General features: G+C 70.3%; 15 protein-coding genes and 1 tRNA gene. 6 read left to right on the top strand and 10 right to left on the bottom strand.

Annotated features, from left to right (window positions below; translation table 11 throughout):
• The first annotated feature begins 58 nt into the window (after nucleotides 1-58).
• Nucleotides 59-1114 carry an LLM class flavin-dependent oxidoreductase gene (locus AC3RXY_RS01000; protein ID WP_491509013.1) on the top strand — a complete coding sequence of 352 codons (1056 nt, stop codon included), beginning with the start codon at nucleotides 59-61 and terminating at the stop codon, nucleotides 1112-1114.
• Nucleotides 1115-1195: 81 nt separating this feature from the next.
• On the opposite strand, the gene AC3RXY_RS00995 is transcribed toward AC3RXY_RS01000, so the two are convergent.
• Both AC3RXY_RS00995 and AC3RXY_RS00990 read right to left on the bottom strand, forming a co-directional pair.
• Nucleotides 1196-1268 (bottom strand) — tRNA-Ala (locus tag AC3RXY_RS00995).
• Nucleotides 1269-1319: 51 nt separating this feature from the next.
• On the bottom strand, nucleotides 1320-2237 hold the full coding sequence (locus AC3RXY_RS00990; protein WP_491509012.1) for an AEC family transporter: 918 nt from the start codon (nucleotides 2235-2237) through the stop codon (nucleotides 1320-1322).
• 145 nt (nucleotides 2238-2382) lie between these two features.
• Between AC3RXY_RS00990 and AC3RXY_RS00985 the strand changes: the two genes are divergently transcribed.
• Nucleotides 2383-2859, top strand: coding sequence for a YbaK/EbsC family protein (locus AC3RXY_RS00985; RefSeq protein ID WP_491509011.1), 477 nt, complete (start codon nucleotides 2383-2385; stop codon nucleotides 2857-2859).
• 15 nt (nucleotides 2860-2874) lie between these two features.
• Here AC3RXY_RS00985 and AC3RXY_RS00980 read toward each other — a convergent pair whose 3' ends face one another.
• Nucleotides 2875-3687, bottom strand: coding sequence for an IclR family transcriptional regulator (locus AC3RXY_RS00980; RefSeq protein ID WP_491509010.1), 813 nt, complete (start codon nucleotides 3685-3687; stop codon nucleotides 2875-2877).
• A gap of 58 nt (nucleotides 3688-3745) precedes the next feature.
• On the opposite strand from AC3RXY_RS00980, the gene hutH reads away from it, so the two are divergent.
• The 3 genes from hutH (at nucleotide 3746) to hutI (ending at nucleotide 8459) form a co-directional block, all read left to right on the top strand.
• Entirely contained in the window at nucleotides 3746-5290 is a 1545-nt protein-coding gene (gene hutH, locus AC3RXY_RS00975; RefSeq protein ID WP_491509009.1) for a histidine ammonia-lyase, read from the top strand.
• Nucleotides 5291-5521: 231 nt separating this feature from the next.
• Nucleotides 5522-7213 carry a urocanate hydratase gene (hutU, locus tag AC3RXY_RS00970; protein ID WP_491509008.1) on the top strand — a complete coding sequence of 564 codons (1692 nt, stop codon included), beginning with the start codon at nucleotides 5522-5524 and terminating at the stop codon, nucleotides 7211-7213.
• Between the two features lie 67 nt (nucleotides 7214-7280).
• Nucleotides 7281-8459 carry an imidazolonepropionase gene (gene hutI, locus AC3RXY_RS00965; protein WP_491509007.1) on the top strand — a complete coding sequence of 393 codons (1179 nt, stop codon included), beginning with the start codon at nucleotides 7281-7283 and terminating at the stop codon, nucleotides 8457-8459.
• A gap of 92 nt (nucleotides 8460-8551) precedes the next feature.
• On the opposite strand, the gene AC3RXY_RS00960 is transcribed toward hutI, so the two are convergent.
• Nucleotides 8552-9829, bottom strand: a complete 1278-nt coding sequence (locus tag AC3RXY_RS00960; RefSeq protein ID WP_491509006.1) for a DUF445 domain-containing protein — start codon at nucleotides 9827-9829, stop codon at nucleotides 8552-8554.
• Between the two features lie 135 nt (nucleotides 9830-9964).
• Here AC3RXY_RS00960 and AC3RXY_RS00955 point away from each other — a divergent pair, with 135 nt between their 5' ends.
• Nucleotides 9965-10237 carry a metal-sensitive transcriptional regulator gene (locus AC3RXY_RS00955; RefSeq protein ID WP_491509005.1) on the top strand — a complete coding sequence of 91 codons (273 nt, stop codon included), beginning with the start codon at nucleotides 9965-9967 and terminating at the stop codon, nucleotides 10235-10237.
• Nucleotides 10238-10254: 17 nt separating this feature from the next.
• Here the strand turns inward: AC3RXY_RS00955 and AC3RXY_RS00950 are convergent, their stop codons facing one another.
• The 6 genes from AC3RXY_RS00950 to AC3RXY_RS00925 all read right to left on the bottom strand — a co-directional run bounded on the left by AC3RXY_RS00950 (nucleotide 10255) and on the right by AC3RXY_RS00925 (nucleotide 18320).
• Nucleotides 10255-11184, bottom strand: coding sequence for a hydroxymethylglutaryl-CoA lyase (locus AC3RXY_RS00950; RefSeq protein ID WP_491509004.1), 930 nt, complete (start codon nucleotides 11182-11184; stop codon nucleotides 10255-10257).
• Nucleotides 11184-12395 (bottom strand): CaiB/BaiF CoA transferase family protein, encoded by a 1212-nt coding sequence (locus tag AC3RXY_RS00945; protein WP_491509003.1) that lies wholly within the window; start codon nucleotides 12393-12395, stop codon nucleotides 11184-11186. The genes AC3RXY_RS00950 and AC3RXY_RS00945 overlap by 1 nt, the downstream gene beginning before the upstream one ends.
• Nucleotides 12392-14371: an aconitate hydratase gene (locus AC3RXY_RS00940; RefSeq protein ID WP_491509002.1), complete on the bottom strand. Its 1980-nt coding sequence runs from the start codon at nucleotides 14369-14371 to the stop codon at nucleotides 12392-12394. The genes AC3RXY_RS00945 and AC3RXY_RS00940 overlap by 4 nt, the downstream gene beginning before the upstream one ends.
• 81 nt (nucleotides 14372-14452) lie before the next feature.
• Nucleotides 14453-15631: an LLM class flavin-dependent oxidoreductase gene (locus AC3RXY_RS00935; RefSeq protein ID WP_491509001.1), complete on the bottom strand. Its 1179-nt coding sequence runs from the start codon at nucleotides 15629-15631 to the stop codon at nucleotides 14453-14455.
• A 56-nt stretch (nucleotides 15632-15687) separates the two neighbouring features.
• A complete protein-coding gene (locus tag AC3RXY_RS00930) occupies nucleotides 15688-17172 on the bottom strand; it encodes an aldehyde dehydrogenase (protein ID WP_491509000.1) in 1485 nt (494 codons plus the stop codon).
• 176 nt (nucleotides 17173-17348) lie between these two features.
• Nucleotides 17349-18320 (bottom strand): AraC family transcriptional regulator, encoded by a 972-nt coding sequence (locus AC3RXY_RS00925; RefSeq protein ID WP_491508999.1) that lies wholly within the window; start codon nucleotides 18318-18320, stop codon nucleotides 17349-17351.
• Nucleotides 18321-18481 lie beyond the last annotated feature (161 nt).

Genomic DNA, 18481 nt, shown 5'->3' with positions numbered 1-18481 from the left:
CGTTCATCATTGACACGTCAACTACCTGCTGTATCCCGTCGAGAAGGGTCGTGATGCCATGTCGCCGCAAGCGAAGGATTTCGTGTTCGGTCTTGATTCCTTCGGAGAGGTTCCGCTCGACGACGCCGGCCGCGCGCTCTCGGATGCGGAGGCCGTCCTGCTGCTGGTGGACGAGGCGAGAATCGCCGAGCAGGCGGGGATCGATGTCTTCAGCCTGGGGGAGCATTATCAGCCCGGCCGCGTGGACTCCGCCCCAGCGGTGGTGCTGGGCGGCATCGCGCAGGCCACCGAACGCATCCGGCTCGGAACGTCGGTCACGGTGCTGTCCACGCAGGATCCGGTGCGGGTGTACCAGGAGTTCGCCACCGTCGACGCCCTCTCCCGCGGGCGCGCAGAGCTGGTCCTGGGGCGGGCGTCCGCGGTCGAGTCCTTTCCGCTGTTCGGTTATGACCTCGACCAGTACGAGGAGCTGTTCGAGGAGAAGCTCGAGCTGTTCCTGCGTCTCGTGCGGGAGTCGCCGGTGACCTGGTCGGGACGCTTCCGTGCGCCGCTCGACCGGGTAGAGCTGCATCCGCGCATGCCGGAGGGCGGCATTCCGGTCTGGATCGGCATCGGCGGCAGTCCCGAATCGGTGATCCGGGCCGCCCGCAACGGGCTGCCCCTCATGATCGCGATCATCGGCGGCCAGCCAGAGCGCTTCGCCGGGCATGCGGAGCTGTACCTGCGCACCCTCGCGGAGCTGGGTCGGCCCGCGCTCCCCATCGCCCAGCACTCACTCGGGCTCATCGCCGACACCGACCGGGAGGCGGCGGAGGACTACTGGCCCTTCTGGGAGCCGGTGGTGCGCCGGCTCAGCATCGAACGGGGATTCGCGCCGCCCACTCCGGAGCGCTACGCCGAGGAGATCACGACCGGGGCGCTGTTCGTGGGCTCGGTCGAGACCGTCGCACAGAAGATCGCGCGGGTCGCCCGCGTCAACCGATTGTCGCGCTTCGACCTGAAATACGATCTGCTGGGCATGCCGCGCGCGCTGCGGGAGCGCACGATCCGGCTGTTCGGAACGGGTGTCGCGCCCCGGGTCCGTGAGCTGCTCGCCGCAGACCCTGTGCCGTAGCGTTCGCCGGCTGCCGGGGCAGGGAAAGAAGAAAAGGCCCCGCCTTCCGGCGGAGCCTTTTCCCACTGTCTCAACACAGTGTGGACCCAGGGGGATTCGAACCCCCGACCTCTTCATTGCGAACGAAGCGCGCTACCAACTGCGCCATGGGCCCGTGAACCTCAGCTACATTACCATGCTCGGAACCGTGCGGCCGCCGCCGACGTCACCCCAGCAGAACCGTGGCGAGGAACAGCACCGGAAGGCACCCGATCGTCGTGATGAAGATCGTGTCCCGCGAGATCACCGATCCCACACCGTAGCGCTCGGAGAAGTTGAACACGTTCTGCGCGGTCGGAAGCGCGGCGAGCACCACGACGATCAGGGTCTCGTGGGACGAAAGACCCAGCAGGTGCGCGATGCCCCACGCAGCCACCGGCATCACCAGCAGCTTGAGCGTGGAGGCCAGCACCACGTCGCGGCGTCGGCCGTGCGGTCCGAGCACGCGCTGTCCGTGCAGCGAGATGCCGTAGCTGATCAGCAGCACCGGCACGCACGCGTTCGCGATCAGCTGCATCGGCTCGATCACGATGACCGGCAGCTCGATGCCGGACACCGACACGGCGGTTCCCAGCAGGGAGCCCAGCACGATCGGATTGCTGATCGTGCGGACCACCGCGGTACGCACCGCTACCCGCTCACGGGTCACGGCATCGAGGATGCCGAGAACGACCGGAGTGAGCACGACCAGCTGCATCAGGATGACCGGAGCAGGGTAGGCGGCGCTTCCCAGCAGATAGAGCGAGAGCGGGATGCCGAAGTTGTTGGAGTTGACCTGCCCGGACGACAGTGCGGTGATCACCGTCTCCCCGACGCTTCTCTTCCAGAGGAGGCGGCTGGCGAGCACCGAGATCAGGATCACCACGGCTGCCGCGAGGGCGGAGGCGGGCAGGAGCGCGGAGAACAGCATCCGCGCATCGGCCTGCGCCAGCACGGTGAACAGCAGGAAGGGGGACAGCACGAAGAACGTCAGCCTGCCCAGCACATACCGGGCATGCTCGCCGAGCAGATCGATGCGCCCGATGATGTACCCGACGACGATCGCCAGGCCCACCACGGCGAATCCGGTGAGCGAGTCGAGCATTGTTCGAGCGTAACGCGGCGTTCGAGCGTAACGCGGCCTGAAGCGCCGGTCCCACGGCGCCCGTGCCGCTGCGGCGAGAGAACAACGGCGCAGACGCGCCGGGCCGGGGTCGGCGTCTGCGCGAGCTGCTCCCTATCATGAGCGCATGACAGCGTCCCTTCCCCCGCGCAGCATCCTCGTCCACGACGCCCTTCGTGCCGCCGGGATCACCGGCGAGATCCGGGTGCTCCCCGACGCCGCGTCCACCGCGGCGCTCGCCGCAGAGGCGCTGGGGGTGGCGGTCGGCGCGATCGCCAACAGCCTCGTCTTCATCGCCGACGGTGCCCCGCTCCTGGTGATGACCAGCGGAGCGCACCGCGTCGACACGGCGGCGCTCGCTGCGCGCATCGGCCGGAGCAGGATCAGCCGCGCCACCGCGGACCAGGTGCGCGACGCCACGGGCCAGGCGATCGGCGGCGTCGCCCCGGCCGGGCATCCGGCGCCGCTGACGACCGTCGTCGACGAGGCGCTGCGCGACCACCCGGAGATCTGGGCGGCGGGCGGCACTGCGCACACCGTGTTCCCTCTGACGTTCGACGAGCTGGTCCGCCTCACCGGCGGGGAGGTCGTGAAGGTCGACTGATCGGCCAGGGGTGCCTCACCGGGCCGTGCGTGCGCCGATCCGCCTGGCCAGCTCCGTCGCGGCATCCGTGACGGCGTGCACCAGCACGGCCGGATCCGCTCCGCCGTCCGCCGGGTAGGTCACCGCGACAGCCGCCATCGGCCACCCCTGGGCGTCGCACGCGGCCACGCCCACCGATGCCAGGCCGACCGTGACCTCGCCATCCTCGTCGGCGTATCCCTGTGCGCGGGTCTGACGCAGCAGCTCACGCAGCTCGGAGGGGCGCGCGGGCCCGCGGCCGGTGCGTTCGGTCAGCGCGGACGCATCGGGGTACAGTGCGCGCACCTGTGCTGCGGGGAGGGCTGCCAGCATCGCGCGCCCTGTCGCCGTGAGGTGCGCCGGCAGGCGCACTCCCACTTCGGTGACCAGCACCGGCCGGCGCCGCGCCCGCTCCTCCACGATGTAGAGCACGTCCCGCCCGCTCATCACCGCGAGGTGGGCGCTCTCGCCCACGCGGTCGGCGAGGGAGGCGACGAGCGGACGGCCCAGCCGTGCGAGGGGTTCCTGCCGGGCATAGCCGCCGGCCAGCTCGAATGCGGCGGGGCCGAGGGCCCATCGGCGCTCCTGCGGCAGATGCACGACGAAGCCGTGATCGGCGAGCGTCGTCAGCAGGTGATAGATGCTCGACCGGGGGATCTCCAGATCGCGGGCGAGCGCGGAGGCCGCGACCGGCGTCGCACGGCGCGCCAGATGGGACAGGATGCGCAGGGTCTGGTCGGCCGCGGGCACCTGCGGGCCGGCGCGGCGACCAGTCCGCACGGTCGGCGACGTCTCGTCGTCTGGAATCACAGACACAGCATGGCACGCATCCGCGGCCCCGCCGCGGCCGCCGGTGTGGAATCGGAGGATGAGCGCATCCCCGTCTCCGATCGTCGTCGGCGCAGCACCCCTTCATCCCGCGGAGGTGGTGGCCATCGCGCGACACGGCGCACCCGTCGAGATCGACCGGGCCGCCCGCGACCGCGTCGCCGCCACCCGCAGCACGATCGACGCCCTCGCGAACGACCCGCAGCCGCACTACGGCGTCTCCACCGGTTTCGGTGCGCTCGCCACCACGTTCATCGCACCGGAGCGCCGCCGTCAGCTGCAGGCGAGCCTCATCCGCTCCCATGCTGCCGGAACGGGTGCTGAAGTCGAGACCGAGGTCGTCCGGGCGCTCCAGCTGCTGCGCCTGCAGACGCTGGCGACCGGGCGCACCGGGGTGCGGCCGGTCGTCGTCGACACCTACGCTGCGATGCTCAACGCGCACATCACCCCGGTGGTGCGTGAGTACGGCTCGCTCGGCTGCTCCGGCGATCTGGCGCCCCTGTCGCACATCGCTCTCGCCGCGATGGGCGAAGGGGAGGTGCGCGATGCGGCTGGTGCTCTCCGTCCCGCCGGAGACGCCCTCGCGGCGGCCGGCATCGAGCCGGTCGTGCTCGTGGAGAAGGAGGGGCTCGCCCTCATCAATGGCACCGACGGCATGCTCGGGATGCTGCTGCTGGCCCTCCACGACCTCCACGACCTCGTCGTCACCGCCGACGTCGCCGCGGCGATGTCGATCGAGAGTCAGCTGGGAACCGACGCCGTGTTCGCCGCGGACCTCATGGCCCTGCGTCCGCAGGACGGTCAGGCCGCATCGGCGGCGAACCTGCGCGACTTCCTCGCCGGCTCCCCGATGATGGCGAGCCACCGCGATCCCGAGACGTGCACGCGGGTGCAGGACGCCTATTCGCTGCGCTGCTCCCCGCAGGTGCACGGCGCGGCGCGCGACACCATGGGTCACGCTGCGACGATCGCCGGGCGCGAGCTGGCCTCGGTGATCGACAACCCGATCGTGACCCTGGACGGCCGCGTCGAATCCAACGGCAACTTCCACGGCGCGCCGGTCGCGGCGGTTCTCGACTTCCTGGCGATCTCGGTCGCCGACCTCGCCTCGATCTCCGAACGGCGCACCGACCGTGCGCTCGACCCCGCTCGCAGCCACGGCCTGCCGCCGTTCCTCGCCGACGAGGTCGGCGTGGACTCCGGCCTCATGATCGCGCAGTATGCGGCCGCGGGCATCGTCTCCGAGCTCAAGCGGCTCGCGGTGCCCGCGTCGGTGGACTCGATCCCGTCCTCTGCCATGCAGGAGGACCACGTCTCGATGGGCTGGGCCGCGGCGCGCAAGCTGCGTCGCGCGGTGGACGGACTGGGTCGCGTGCTGGCCATCGAGATCCTCACCGCCGCCCGCGCGCTCGACCTGCGCGCCCCGCTCCAGCCGGGGCCGGTCACCGGCGCCGTGCGCGACCTCGTGCGCACGGTCGCCGACGGCCCGGGCGCCGACCGCTTCCTCTCGCCCGAGATGGAGGGCGTCGCCGCGCTCGTCCAGTCGGGTGCGGTGGCGGAGACCGCGCGGGCGGCCGCCGCCTGAGGCTCCGGCCGACCCTTCCCCGACTCAGGCAAAACCCGAGCGGCCGGGCTGCCGCCCGCAGAAGCGCGCGGCGCGGTGTGCGTGCGGGTTCCGTTCTGCCTGAGTGGGGGAAGGGGGGTTCGGTGTGCCTGTTTCGCCCCGGTGCCGGACCGTGGCCGGCTGTCTGGTGTGCCAGACAGCATCCGCTCGCCGGTCCTGTCGCGTCACGCCGGCGCGGTGTGGAATCGAGTCATGACGACTTCCGATCACACCCGCTCGATCCGCGCCCCGCGCGGGAACGAGCGCACCGCCAAGAGCTGGGGCGCCGAGGCGGCCAAGCGGATGCTGATGAACAACCTCGACCCCGAGGTCGCAGAGCACCCCGAGGACCTGGTGGTCTACGGCGGCACCGGTCGCGCGGCCCGCTCATGGGAAGCCTTCGACGCGATCGTCCGCACCCTCGACGAGCTGGAGCCGGATGAGACGCTGCTCGTGCAGTCTGGCAAGCCCGTCGGCGTGTTCCGCACCCACGAGTGGGCGCCGCGCGTGCTGATCGCGAACTCCAACCTCGTCGGCGACTGGGCGACGTGGCCCGAGTTCCGCCGCCTCGAGGAACTGGGGCTGACCATGTACGGCCAGATGACGGCCGGATCGTGGATCTACATCGGCACGCAGGGCATCCTGCAGGGCACATACGAGACCTTCGCCGCCGTGGCGCGCTCGCTCGGACGCGACTCGCTCCGCGGCACGCTGACGCTCACCGCCGGGGCGGGCGGTATGGGCGGTGCGCAGCCGCTCGCCGTGACTCTCAACGAGGGCGCGGTGCTGATCGTCGACGTCGACGAGTCGCGCCTGGCCCGGCGCGTCGAGCACGGCTACCTCGACGAATACACCACCGACCTCGACGCAGCCATCGCGCGCGCGGTCGCGGCGAAGGACGCCGGCCAAGCGCTGTCGGTGGGCGTTGTCGGCAATGCTGCGGAGGTCTTCCCCGAGCTCCTGCGCCGTGGCGTCCCGATCGATGTCGTCACAGACCAGACCAGCGCCCACGATCCGCTGGCATATCTGCCGAGCGGCATCCCCGTCGAGGAGTGGAAGGCGGAGGCCGATCGCGACCCGGTGGAGTTCACCCGGCGTTCGCGGGAGTCGATGGCCCAGCATGTGGCGGCGATGGTGGCATTCCAGGACGCGGGGGCGGCCGTGTTCGACTACGGCAACTCGATCCGCGCCGAGGCGGAGCTGGGCGGGTTCGAGCGGGCCTTCGCGTTCCCCGGCTTCGTCCCGGCGTACATCCGGCCGCAGTTCGAGGAGGGGCGCGGTCCGTTCCGGTGGGCGGCCCTTTCGGGAGACCCGGAGGATATCTACGCCACGGATCGCGCGATCGCCGAGCTCTTCCCCGAGGACACCGCGCTGCATCGCTGGCTCGAGAAGGCCGGGTCCACTGTGCACTTCGAGGGGCTGCCGGCGCGGATCTGCTGGCTCGGATACCAGGAGCGGCACCGTGCCGGACGGAAGTTCAACGAGATGGTCGCATCGGGTGAGCTCAAGGCGCCGATCGTGATCGGTCGTGATCACCTCGATGCCGGGTCGGTGGCATCGCCCTACCGTGAGACCGAGGCGATGAAGGACGGTTCCGATGCGATCGCCGACTGGCCGCTGCTGAACGCGCTGCTCAACACCGCATCCGGTGCGTCGTGGGTCTCGATCCATCACGGCGGCGGGGTGGGCATCGGCCGCTCGATCCATGCCGGGCAGGTGATCGTCGCCGACGGCTCAGCGCTGGCGGCGGAGAAGCTCGAGCGGGTACTCACCAACGATCCGGGCACCGGGGTGATGCGTCACGTCGACGCCGGCTACGAGCACGCCCGCGAGGTGGCGCGCGAGCGCGGCCTGCGCGTTCCGATGCTCCCCACCTCGGGCGCGAGCGGCCACGAAAAGCTGTAATTCGCGCGAAATGGCGACATTGCGTGGCCGCTCGCGGGCGGGCGGGATGGATGGAGGGGATGGCGGGATGCTGCTGATACGGAACATCGGGGAGCTCACCACGGCAGAAGGGGAAGCGGGGGACGGGCACGGGGCGATACGCGATGCGGCGGTGCTGATCGACGGCGAACGGATCGCGTGGGTCGGCCCGTCTGCACAAGCGCCCGCCGCGGACGCCGTGGTCGACGCGGAAGGACGGGCTGTCATCCCGGGCTTCGTCGACAGCCACAGCCACCTCGTGTTCGGCGGAGATCGTGCGGCCGAGTTCGAGGCACGCATGGCCGGTCGGCGCTACGAGGCGGGCGGCATCCGCTCGACCGTCGCGGCCACGCGCGCGGCGAGCGATGAGGAACTGCGTGCGCGCCTGCGGGGGTTCCTGCGCGAGCTGCATGCCCAGGGCACCACGACCATCGAGATCAAGAGCGGCTACGGCCTCTCGGTCGTCGATGAGGAACGTCTGGTGCGCTTGGCCGCTGAAGCCACCCCGGAGGTCACCTTCCTGGGCGCCCACGTCGTGCCGGCGGACTACGCCGGCCGTGCCGACGACTACGTCGATCTCGTCGTCGGGCCGATGCTCGATGCGTGCGCGCCGCATGCGCGCTGGATCGACGTGTTCTGCGAGACCGGCGCGTTCACCGTCGACCAGTCCCGGCGGGTGCTCGAAGCGGGGATCGCACGCGGGCTCGCGCCCCGGGTGCATGCGAGTCAGCTGGGTGCCGGCGACGGCGTGCGCCTGGCGGTCGAGCTCGGCGCGGCCTCTGTCGACCACTGCACGTTCCTCACGGACGAGGACATCGCGGCGCTCGCGGCCTCCGACACCGTGGCCACGCTGCTGCCCGGGGTGGAGTTCTCGACTCGTCAGCCCTATCCAGACGCGCGCAGACTGATCGACGCCGGGGTGCGCGTGGCGATCGCGTGCGACACCAACCCCGGCTCGTGCTTCACCTCGTCGATGCCCTTCTGTATCGCGCTCGCCGTGCGCGAGATGGGGATGACGCCGGCAGAGGCCGTGCGCGCGGCGACCGCCGGGGGCGCGGCAGCGCTCCGGCGGGACGACATCGGCGTGATTGCCCCGGGCAAGCGCGCCGACCTGGTGCTCCTGGACGCGCCGACCTTGGTGCACCTGGCGTACCGGCCCGGTGTGCCCCTCGTGTCGCGCGTGTGGAAGGACGGCGCGGAGGTTTACGCCGCCGGCCACGCGTCCTAACTCAGCCAGAAGCCGCGCGCGGGGCTGATTCGGGCCGCTTTTTGCCGCGGCCCGCGGATCTTGCCTGAGTTGGGGACGCCGTGGGCGGGCCGCTACGCGCCGGGGATGAGCGCGTGGGCGAGCAGGTAGATGCCGAGCCCGGCGATCGCGCCCACGACCGTGCCGTTCAGCCGGATGTACTGCAGGTCACGTCCCACCATGAGCTCGATCTTCTCCGTGGTCTCCGCCGCATCCCAGCGCTCGACCGTGTCGGTGATGATCGATGCGATGTCGTGGCGGTACCGGTCCACGAGGAAGACCGCTGTGCCGGTGACCCACTCGTTCACCCGCGCGGAGAACGTCGGCTCCGAGGCGAGGCGTCGACCGATGTCGACGAGCGCGGCGTGCACGCGGCGGCGCAGACCGCTGTCCGGGTCGGCGAGGGCGGAGATGAGCCCGGCCTTCGCGGTGTTCCAGACGTCGGAGGCGAGGATCGCCACCCGCGGGCTGTCGAACACCGACGACTTCGCGTCTTCCAGCCTGGCCTGCATGACGGGGTCGTTCTGCAGGCCGTCGGCGACCCGTGCCAGGTAGCCGTCGAGGGCGATGCGCGCGGGATGCTGGCCGTCGGTGCGCACGGCCTCGACGAACTTCACGGCCTCGCGATAGGCGGCGCCGTCGACCAGCCGGTGGGCGACGCCCGGCACCCAGGACGGCAGGCGCCGTGAGATGAGCCCGTCGAAGGCGTGCTCGTTGGCGATCAGCCAGGAGCCGATGCTGTCCAGGGCGAGGTCGATCGCGTCGTGGTGGGCACCGGTGGCCACCACGCGTTCGAGCATCGAGCCCAGGCTCGGGCCCCATTCCGGCTCTACCAGGTGTTCTCGCGCGAGGTCGGCGATGAGGTCGCGCACGTCGTCGTCGTCGAGCGCCCGCAGCACGGCGGTTGCCAGCGCTGCGGCCTCCTCTCCCACGCGCGCAGCGTGGGCCTCGTCGCCCAGCCATTCGCCGAGGCGTCCGGCGATGTTGGTCTCGGACAGCTTGGTGCGCACGACATCGGCGGAGAGGAAGTTCGTCTCGACGAACTCCCCCAGGGTGTGGCCGATCTCGTCTTTGCGGGTCGGGATGATCGCGGTGTGGGGGATCGGCAGCCCCATCGGGCGGCGGAACAGCGCGGTGACGGCGAACCAGTCGGCCAGGGCGCCCACCATGCCGCCCTCGCCGAATGCGCGCAGCGCGCCGAAGGCGGGGTATCTGCCCTGCAGCCAGAAGCCGACGGCGAACAGCAGGGCCATGAGAAGCAGGCCGCCCAGGGCGACGGCCTTCATCCGCCGCAGGCCCTTCAGGCGCTCGCGATCCGCGTCCGACAGCAGCTCCAGGGGCGTATGCGGCATGGGGTCATCCTGTCATGAGGTGCGCGCGCTCGCGTGCGTGACCCGCTCTCCGGACGATGCCGAGCATCGATCGTCGCGCCGGGAGCGAGCGACCGACCCGCCCCGCTCATACCCCCACCGGGTAATCTCGGCAGGGTGATCGAAGACATCAAGAAGCGCGCGCTGCACCGCACCAGCATCCTGGAGGGGCAGCTGCGCGGCATCGCCCGGATGATCGAGAACGAGGACTACTGCATCGACATCATCACGCAGTCCCGGGCGGTTCAGCGCTCGCTCGAGTCGCTCAACCGACTGCTGCTGGAGAACCATCTCAACACCCATGTCGTGCACATGTTCGAGCACGGCGGCGAGGAGCGCGACCAGGCGGTGGCCGAGCTGCTGAAGGCGTTCGACTTCGACCGGAGGTAGTCCGGGGGAGCTGGCTCTCAGCGGTGGTTCTGGCGCGGTATCTCCAGCGGCGTGAACGGCGGGAAGGTCCCTGCCGCCGCGATGCCGGAACGCGGGACCACGCCGACCTCCGCGCAGATCGCCCTGCCCGCTTCGGTCGCCAGGGCGATGTCGACGCCGCTCGACCACCCGCTGCGCTCCAGGGCCCAGGCGAGGTCTTCCGTGGCGACGTTGCCGGCGGCGCCCGGGGCGAAGGGGCATCCGCCGAGGCCGCCGACCGAGGCATCCAGTGCGGCGACGCCCGCCTCGAGGGCAGCGAAGGCGTTCGCGACCGCCGTGTGTCTGGTCTCGTGGAGATGAACGCGCCGTCGGGGGAACGCGCGCATCTCCGCCAGGGAGAACAGGGCGCGCACCTGGTCAGGCACACCGCACCCGATCGTGTCGGCCAGCGCGATCTCGGCGATCTCCGCGCGGCGGGCGGATTCGGCGATGACCCAGGCGATGTCGTTCTCCGGCACCTCACCGGTGAACGGGCAGCCGAACGCCACCATCACCGTCACCGTGAGCGGGATGCCGGCGTCATGCAGCAGGGGAGCCACCGCGGCGAGGTCGTCGAGCACGCGTGCGCGGGTGGTGTTCTGGTTGGCGAGGGCGAAGGCCTCGGTGGCCGCGATCGCGAAGTTCACCTCGTCGACGCCCGCGTCGATCGCCCGCCGCGCTCCGCGCTCGTTCAGGGCGAGTCCGCTGTAGCGGACGCCGTCGCCGCGGGGTACACGCGCCATCACCTCCTCGGCGTCGGCCATGGTCGGCACGAGACGCGGGTGCACGAAGGAGACCGCCTCGATCCGCCGTGCCCCGGCGGCGATGAGGTCGTCGATGAGCGCGAGCTTCGCGCCCGTCGACGCGATGTTCTTCTCGTTCTGGAGTCCGTCGCGCGGGCTGACCTCGACGATCTCGACGGACGCCATCAGATGGCTCCGTTCGCGCGGAGGGCTTCCATGCGTTCGGTGTCGTAGCCGAGCTCGGCCAGCACCTCCTCGGTGTGGGCTCCGAGGTCGGGACCGAGCCAGCGCACCCCGCCGGGGTGGCGGTCGAGGCGGGGCGTGACACCAGGGAAGACCGCCGTGGTCTCACCCGGCCCGCCGAGGTCGACGGTGTGCTCTTCGAGCATTCCGCGCTCGCGGTAGTGCGGGTCGGCGACGATGTCCGACGCCCGGTAGATCGGACCGCTCGGCACGTCGGCCTGCTCCAGTACCGCGAGGGCGTCCGCCGTGGTGACGGACGCCGCCCAGTCGGCCAGAGCCTGTTCGATCCGTTCGACCTGGACCACCCGACCGTCGTTGGCCTCCAGCGCGGGGTCATCGCCGAGGTCCGGACGTCCGATGGCGGCCATCAGCCGACGGTAGATCGCGTCGCCGTTCCCGCTGATGATGACATAGCCGCCATCGCTGCAGCGGAAGCTGTTGGACGGGACGATGCCGGGCAGGCGGGAGCCGGCCGGCTCCCGCTCCACGCCGAACGCAGTGTGCTCCGGCACGAGGTCCTCCATCAGCGAGAACACCGACTCGTAGAGGGCGACGTCGACCACATCGCCGCCCCCCGTCCGAGAGCGGGCGACGAGGCCCATGAGCGCACCGATGACGGCGTTCATGCCGGCGACGGTGTCGGCGAGACTGATGCCCACGCGCACCGGCGGCCGGTCGGGATAGCCCACGATGTGGCGAAGGCCGCCGACCGACTCCGCGACGCCGCCGAAGCCGGGGCGGTCGCGGTACGGGCCGGTCTGGCCGTATCCCGAGATGCGGACGAGGACGGCGTCCGGGTTGATCCGCCGCACCTCCGCGGGGGAGAGGCCGAGTCTTTCCATGGCGCCGGGGCGGAAGTTCTCGAGCACGACATCGGCGCGTGCGATGAGCCCGCGCACGATCTCCAGGCCCTCGGGGTTCTTCAGGTCTGCGGTGACGCTGCGCTTGTTGCGCCCGAGGGTGCGGAACAGCAGGGAGCTGTTGGTCGCCGTGTGCAGCCGCCAGGTGCGCAGCTCGTCACCGGTGCGGGGACGTTCGACCTTGATCACGTCGGCACCGAAGTCACCGAGGATCCGGCCGGCGGTGGGTGCGGCGATGAAGTTTCCGAGCTCCAGGACGGTGATACCCGTCAGCGGACCGGTCGAGGCGCTCATACGGCACCTTCCTCTCTGCGATGGTGGATCGGGGAACGGCGTCCTGCCCGGATATGGGCGATGAGGCCCCCCGAGGCCAGGACGCGACGCTCGTCGTCACTGAGCTCCATCCGCAACACTATTCGGCGGCTGCCGCCGCCGGGAGTCGCGACGGCGGCCGGTGCCTCGGATGCTCCGGAGAGGAGCGCGGAGCGCACCCCCGGGAGCCGCAGGGTCTCTCCGCGCGTGAGGTGGGCGTCCGGCGGGAGCACGAGGGGGAGCACCCCGCACGCGATGAGGTTGCGGCGGTGGATGCGTGCATAGCTCCGGGCGATCACGGCGCGGATGCCGAGGTGCACCGGGCTGAGTGCCGCGTGCTCGCGCGATGACCCCTGGCCGTAGTTCTCACCACCGACGATGAAGCCGCCGGGCTTCGCGCGCGCCCGAGACGGGAAGGCCTGATCGAATCGCGCGAACATGAACTCCGCGCATGCGGCGATGTCCGACCACACCGACATCGCGATGACCCCGTCCGGCGCCATGTCACCGGTCGAGACGTCGTCGCCGACCTGGATCAGGACCTCGCCCTCCAGGGTCTCGGGCAGGGCGGGCGGCGCCCCGGGCGCGACCAGGCCCGCACCGCGCTCGATCACGGTGGTGATGCGATCCGGCTCCGGCAGGGGCGGGATGATGACGTTCTGGTGCGCTCGCAGATCGGGTGCCGGCGGGGCGGTGGTGATCGCGCGCACCACGCCGCGCGGGTCTGTGACGACCCCGCTGAGCGCGCTCGCCGCCGCCGTGGCCGGGCTGCACAGGTACACGCTGTCGCTGGTCGTGCCGCTGCGACCGGGGAAGTTGCGGTTGAACGTGCGCAGCGATGGCACGTCGCGCAAGGGCGCGTGGCCGATGCCGACACACGGCCCGCACACCGGTTCCAGCATCCGCACTCCGGCGGTCATCAGGTCTTCGTAGACGCCGGTGTGCAGGATGGCCGAGAGGATCTGCTTCGATCCGGGCGTCGCCGTCATCTGGACGCTCCGGGCGACGCGGTTTCCGCGCAAGGTCTGTGCGACAACGGCGAGATCCTCGTAGGAGCTGTTCACCGACGAACCGACGCACACCTGACCGATCGGGAGTCCGGCGATCTCCGCGACCGGCACCACATGGCCGGGGGACGGGGGCAGCGCGATAAGGGGCACGAGGGCGGTGAGGTCGAGCTCGACGAGCTCGTCGTATGCGGCGAGCGGATCGGCTGCCAGCTCGACATGCTCGTGCTCCCGGCCCTGGGCCCGCAGCCATTCCCTGGTGCGCACGTCGGAGGGGAAGACCGCTGTTGTCGCACCCGTCTCGATGATCATGTTCGCGATGGTGGCGCGCGCGGGCACCGGAAGGGCGGGCAGCGCCTCGCCGAAGAACTCGAACACGGCACCCCGCCCGCCGCGCACGTCGTATCGGCGCAGCAGCTCGAGCACGATGTCCTTGGCCGCGACGCCCGCCGGCAGGCTGCCGCGCAGCCGGACGCCGATCACGCGCGGGCAGGGGAACGTGAAGCCGTAGCCCGCCATCGCGGCCGCGACCTCGAGACCGCCCGCACCCAGCGCGAACATGCCCAGCGCACCCCCGGTGGACGTGTGCGAGTCCGCGCCGAGCAGCAGCCGCCCGGGGGCCCCGAACCTCTCCAGGTGGATGTAGTGGGAGATTCCGTGCCCTGCGGGTGAGAAGTGCAGCCCGTATCGGGCGGAGAAGGTCTGCAGGTAGCGGTGGTCCTGCATGTTCCGATCGTCGATCTGGAGCACGTTGTGATCGATGTACATCACCGCCAGCGGCACGGCGACGCGGTCGGCGCCGAGCGCCTCGAACTGCATCGCGCACATCGTTCCGGTGGCGTCCTCGATGAGCACCTGATCGACAGCCGTGGTGATGTCGGTGCCGGGAACGAGAGCACCATCGACGAGGTGGTCGGCGAGGAGCCGGTGGGTCAGGGTGCCGTTGCGCATGGTCTTCTCCGGTGCAGGGGTGGGCGGTCGGTCCGTGCGCGCGGCGGGGCGCATCGGTGTCTCGTGCGCCCCGCCGCGGTCTCAGTGCCGGATTCCCGCCTCGACCATGAGGGGAAGCACCTGCTCCTGGAACATCGGCAGTTCCTCGTTGGGGTCGATCATGCCCATGATCATTCCGCCCATCCCGGCGTCGTTGAGGTCCTTCATTCCCTGGACGACCTGTTCGGCCGTGCCGACGAGCGGGTAGCCGCCCCAGCCGGCGATGAAGCGCTCCGACATCTCGCGGGCGTGGTCGAAGGACTGGCTGGCACCGGACAGCGCGATCTTGATGACGTTGCCTGCCGCGCCCCAGTCGCCCTCGTCGACGACGTTCTGGAAGGCCCGCTTGGCCTCCTCCTCGGTGTCACGGACGACCACCAGGCCGTAGGTCATCACATCGATCGTCCGCTGGTACTCCGTGCGTGCCTTGGAGCGCACCATGTCGGTGTAGGTGCGGATGTTGTCCATCGTGTCCAGGCTTGCGAAGTTGATGTCGACGTTGCGGGCCGAGAAGTCCACGCCAGCCGGCGAGTTCCCGGCGTTCAGGAGCACCGGGTGCGGCCCCTGATGCGGCTTCGGATAGGCTTCGACGTCGTTCCCGTGGAAGAACGCGCCGTCCACATCGAAGCTGCCCTCTTCGGTCCAGAGGCGCATCGCATAGTCGATCCACTCCTGGCCGAACTGGTAGCGGGAGTCGTGGTCGCGCTGTTCTCCTCCGAACATCTCCATCTCCGGCGGGACCCAGCCCATCACCATGTTCAGCGCGAACCGGCCGCCGGAGATCCGGTCGACGGTGGTTGCCATCTTCGCTGCGACGATCGGATGCACGGTGGGCAGGTGCGAGGTCGCGGCGATCGCGATGTTCTCGGTCGCCTCTGCGAGCCCGGCGGCCCAGGTGTAGGTCTCGAAGCAGTTGCCGTTGAAGTTGGTGGTGCCGCCGAAGCCTTTCCAGCGCGCGACGGGGACGAGGACCTCCATGCCCATCCGGTCGGCGTGCATCGCGATCGACTTGGTGTGCTCCCAGGTCGCCTCGTATGTGCTCTCGGCGTGGGACATGATGAGCCCGTACGAGCAGTTCGTGCCGAACAGGCCGAGCTTCATCGGCTGGTCGTTCAGGAGGGGGTTGGTCTCCGCACGGTCCTGTGCGGGGGTGGTCTCGTTCTTCGGGCGCGGTTCGGTGGGGGCGAGCCCGAGGCGTTCGTTCGCGGTGAGCACGGTCATGTGCCTTCTCCTCTTCTGTGGGGATGCGGTGGTTGAGGGGGATCCGGACGGGCTGGTCAGCCCATCCGGAAGGGGTCGCGTGTGCCGCCGGTGAGCTCGATGAGCACCGACTTGGTCTCGAGGTACTCGTTCACGGCGTCGGTTCCGTTCTCCCGGCCGATGCCGGACATCCCGAAGCCGCCGAAGGGCATGTTGGGGGTGACGACCCGGTAGGCGTTGACCCAGACGGTTCCGGCGCGCAGCGCCGCAGCGACGCGGTGGGCGCGGTGCACGTCCTTGGTCCACACCGCTCCGGCCAGGCCGTACGGGGTGTCGTTTGCGAGCCGGATCGCCTCGTCTTCGTCGGTGAAGGTGTAAGCGGTCAGCACGGGACCGAACACCTCCTCGCGGGCGATGGTGCTCTCGTGACCGGCGACCACCACGGTGGGGCGGACGAACAGGCCGCCCAGGTCGGCGTTCGGCTCGCCGCCGCAGGCGATGATGGCGCCCTCGGCCGTGGCTCCCGCGATGAAGCCGAGGACCTTTTCGTACTGCGGTCGGTTGGCGACGGGGCCCATCTCGGTGTCCGCGGCCGTCGGGTCGCCCTGCACGATCGTGTTCGCACGCTCGACGACCTTCGCCACCAGCTGGTCCTTGATCGACTCGTGCACGATCAGCCGGGATCCGGCCATGCAGGTCTGCCCGGTGGCGGCGAAGACCCCGGCGACCAGGCCGTTGGCGGCAGCATCCAGGTCGGCGTCGGGGAAGACCACCTGCGGCGACTTGCCCCCGAGCTCGAGCGTGATCTTGTTGACGTTGGAGAGCGCTGCCTGGGCGACCGCGATGCCGGTCGGGGTGGAGCCGGTGAAGGCGACCTTGTCGACGCCGGGGTGGGCGGCCAGCGATTCGCCTGTGGAGCGGTCCCAGCCCGTCACGACGTTGAGCACGCCGGCGGGGAGTCCGGCGGCGGTGAGGATCTCGGCGAAGGCGACGGTGGAGGCGGGGGAGTGTTCCGATGGCTTGACGACGCACGTGCAGCCGGCGGCCAGCAGGGGTGCGAGCTTGAAGGTGAGCAGGAGGAGCGGGCTGTTCCACGGCGTGATCGCGCCGACCACCCCGACCGGTTCGCGCGTGGTGAAGCCGAAATAGGTGTCGGGTGCGAGGGCGGGGACGGTCTTTCCCTCGATCTTGTCTGCGAGCCCGGCGAAGTAGGTGTACCAGGTGCCGAGGCCCTGCAGCTGGCCCAGCATCTCCCGCATGAGCTTCCCGGAGTCGCGCACCTCGAGCAGTGCGAGCCGCTCGGCGTTGGCGGTGATCGCCGCCGCGATATCGCGCATCACCGCGGCCCGTTCGAAACCAGACTTCCGGCCCCACTCGCCCTCGAACGCACGGCGTGCCGCGCGGACCGCATCGTCGACGTCTTCTGGGCCGCCGTCCGCGAGCACCGCCCACGGCTCTCCGGTGTAGGGGTTGACCGATGTGAAGGTCTGCCCGGATCTCGCATCGACGCGACGACCGTCGATGAAGAGGGCGAACGTCTCGAGTTCCGGGTTCTCGGTCACGATGGACCTCCTGTTCTGTGAGCGGGGGATGGCCGTGACATTGACCGTAGAAAGGGATCCGCCGCCGGGATATCCGAATTCGGCGGCGTTGAGGCCGCGGAGCGCCGTGGCCGAGCGGACGTTCGCGCGCAGCGCAGCGCCCGCCCCCGGCGAGGGGGCGGGCGCGTGACGGGCGTTCAGCGGTGCAGGGTGACCGATGGCAGCTCGCGGAACTTCTCCCGGTACTGCTGGGCGAATCGCGAGGCGTGCAGGAAGCCCCATCGCATGGCGATATCGCTGATCTTGACCTCGGTGGGGTCGGATCGCAGCAACTCGGCACGCACCTTGCACAGCCGGATGTCGCGCACGTACGCCATCGGCGACTGACCCAGCTGATCCTGGAAGGCAGCGTGGAGCGTGCGCACGCTCACGCAGGCGACGCGCGCCAGGATCTCCGGGGTGAGCTCGTGGTGCGCGTTCTCCTCGATGTAGCGGACCACCGGAGAAAGGCGGCCCAGGCGCCGCCGCTGCTCCGAGGCCGCCAGCTGGTCGCTGAACTGATGCCGGCCGGCGTGGAGGAGCGATGTGAGCACGTAGGCCTCGAGCTGTTCGCGCGCCACCGGCATCTCGGTGATGCCTTCCGGTCGGTCCAGCTCCGAGGCCAGGAACTCCACCGATCGCAGCAGCGCCCGGCCGGAGCCGGTGGTCAGATCGATGCCGAAGTCGAAGTCGACGATCTCGGTCACGGGTGCTCCGAGGATGTCCGACAGATGCGACTCGAGGCTCGTGCGCGGAACCTTGAGGATCAGCTGTTCGGCGTCCGGGGTCCAGCGCACGGTGTTGCGCTGCACGGGCGACAGGACGATGCCGGAACGCCCGGCCAGCGTGATCGCCCGGCGGCCGTCGGAGCGGTCGGCCCGCGTCTCGCCGGCGATCGTGAGATTGACGTGGTAGCAGTCCTCCGTCGCGGGCATCATCAGCTCGGCCGCAGCCTGATACGTGAGGTAGCCGAGCGTGAGCCGGCGGTTCTCCACGGCGTTGAGCCGCATGTTCATGGCGTCGTCGGGGCCCATCAGCTCGTGGGAGAGATAGACGCGGGTGACCGCGTCGCGGGCTTCTTCGAGGCTGCGCGTGCCGATCACGGGCGACATCGTGAGGTACTCATGCATCGGTGGGCTCCCAGCCTCGTCCTCGAGGCTCCCCGGCTTCGTCGTCGAAGACCGGTGATGCCGACCAGGTTAGCCCGCCGGGCGAGGATCGGTCATCCGTCTACGGCAGATCGCTATCCGCTGAGCGCAGTGACGTGCGCTCAGCGGATAGCGATCGACGG

The organism is Microbacterium longlingense, assembly GCF_058349825.2.
This window is presented reverse-complemented; position numbering and strand designations above follow the sequence as displayed.

Excerpts from the sequence above, each read along its gene's own strand:
- AC3RXY_RS00950 (WP_491509004.1), bottom strand. The coding sequence starts at position 11,184 with ATGGCGTCCGTCGAGATCGTCGAGGTCAGCCCGCGCGACGGACTCCAG.
- hutH (WP_491509009.1), top strand. The coding sequence starts at position 3,746 with ATGAGCGCATCCCCGTCTCCGATCGTCGTCGGCGCAGCACCCCTTCAT.
- AC3RXY_RS00945 (WP_491509003.1), bottom strand. The coding sequence starts at position 12,395 with ATGAGCGCCTCGACCGGTCCGCTGACGGGTATCACCGTCCTGGAGCTC.
- AC3RXY_RS00960 (WP_491509006.1), bottom strand. The coding sequence starts at position 9,829 with ATGCCGCATACGCCCCTGGAGCTGCTGTCGGACGCGGATCGCGAGCGC.
- AC3RXY_RS00935 (WP_491509001.1), bottom strand. The coding sequence starts at position 15,631 with ATGACCGTGCTCACCGCGAACGAACGCCTCGGGCTCGCCCCCACCGAA.
- AC3RXY_RS00990 (WP_491509012.1), bottom strand. The coding sequence starts at position 2,237 with ATGCTCGACTCGCTCACCGGATTCGCCGTGGTGGGCCTGGCGATCGTC.
- hutU (WP_491509008.1), top strand. The coding sequence starts at position 5,522 with ATGACGACTTCCGATCACACCCGCTCGATCCGCGCCCCGCGCGGGAAC.
- AC3RXY_RS00940 (WP_491509002.1), bottom strand. The coding sequence starts at position 14,371 with ATGCGCAACGGCACCCTGACCCACCGGCTCCTCGCCGACCACCTCGTC.
- AC3RXY_RS00985 (WP_491509011.1), top strand. The coding sequence starts at position 2,383 with ATGACAGCGTCCCTTCCCCCGCGCAGCATCCTCGTCCACGACGCCCTT.
- hutI (WP_491509007.1), top strand. The coding sequence starts at position 7,281 with ATGCTGCTGATACGGAACATCGGGGAGCTCACCACGGCAGAAGGGGAA.
- AC3RXY_RS00925 (WP_491508999.1), bottom strand. The coding sequence starts at position 18,320 with ATGCATGAGTACCTCACGATGTCGCCCGTGATCGGCACGCGCAGCCTC.
- AC3RXY_RS01000 (WP_491509013.1), top strand. The coding sequence starts at position 59 with ATGTCGCCGCAAGCGAAGGATTTCGTGTTCGGTCTTGATTCCTTCGGA.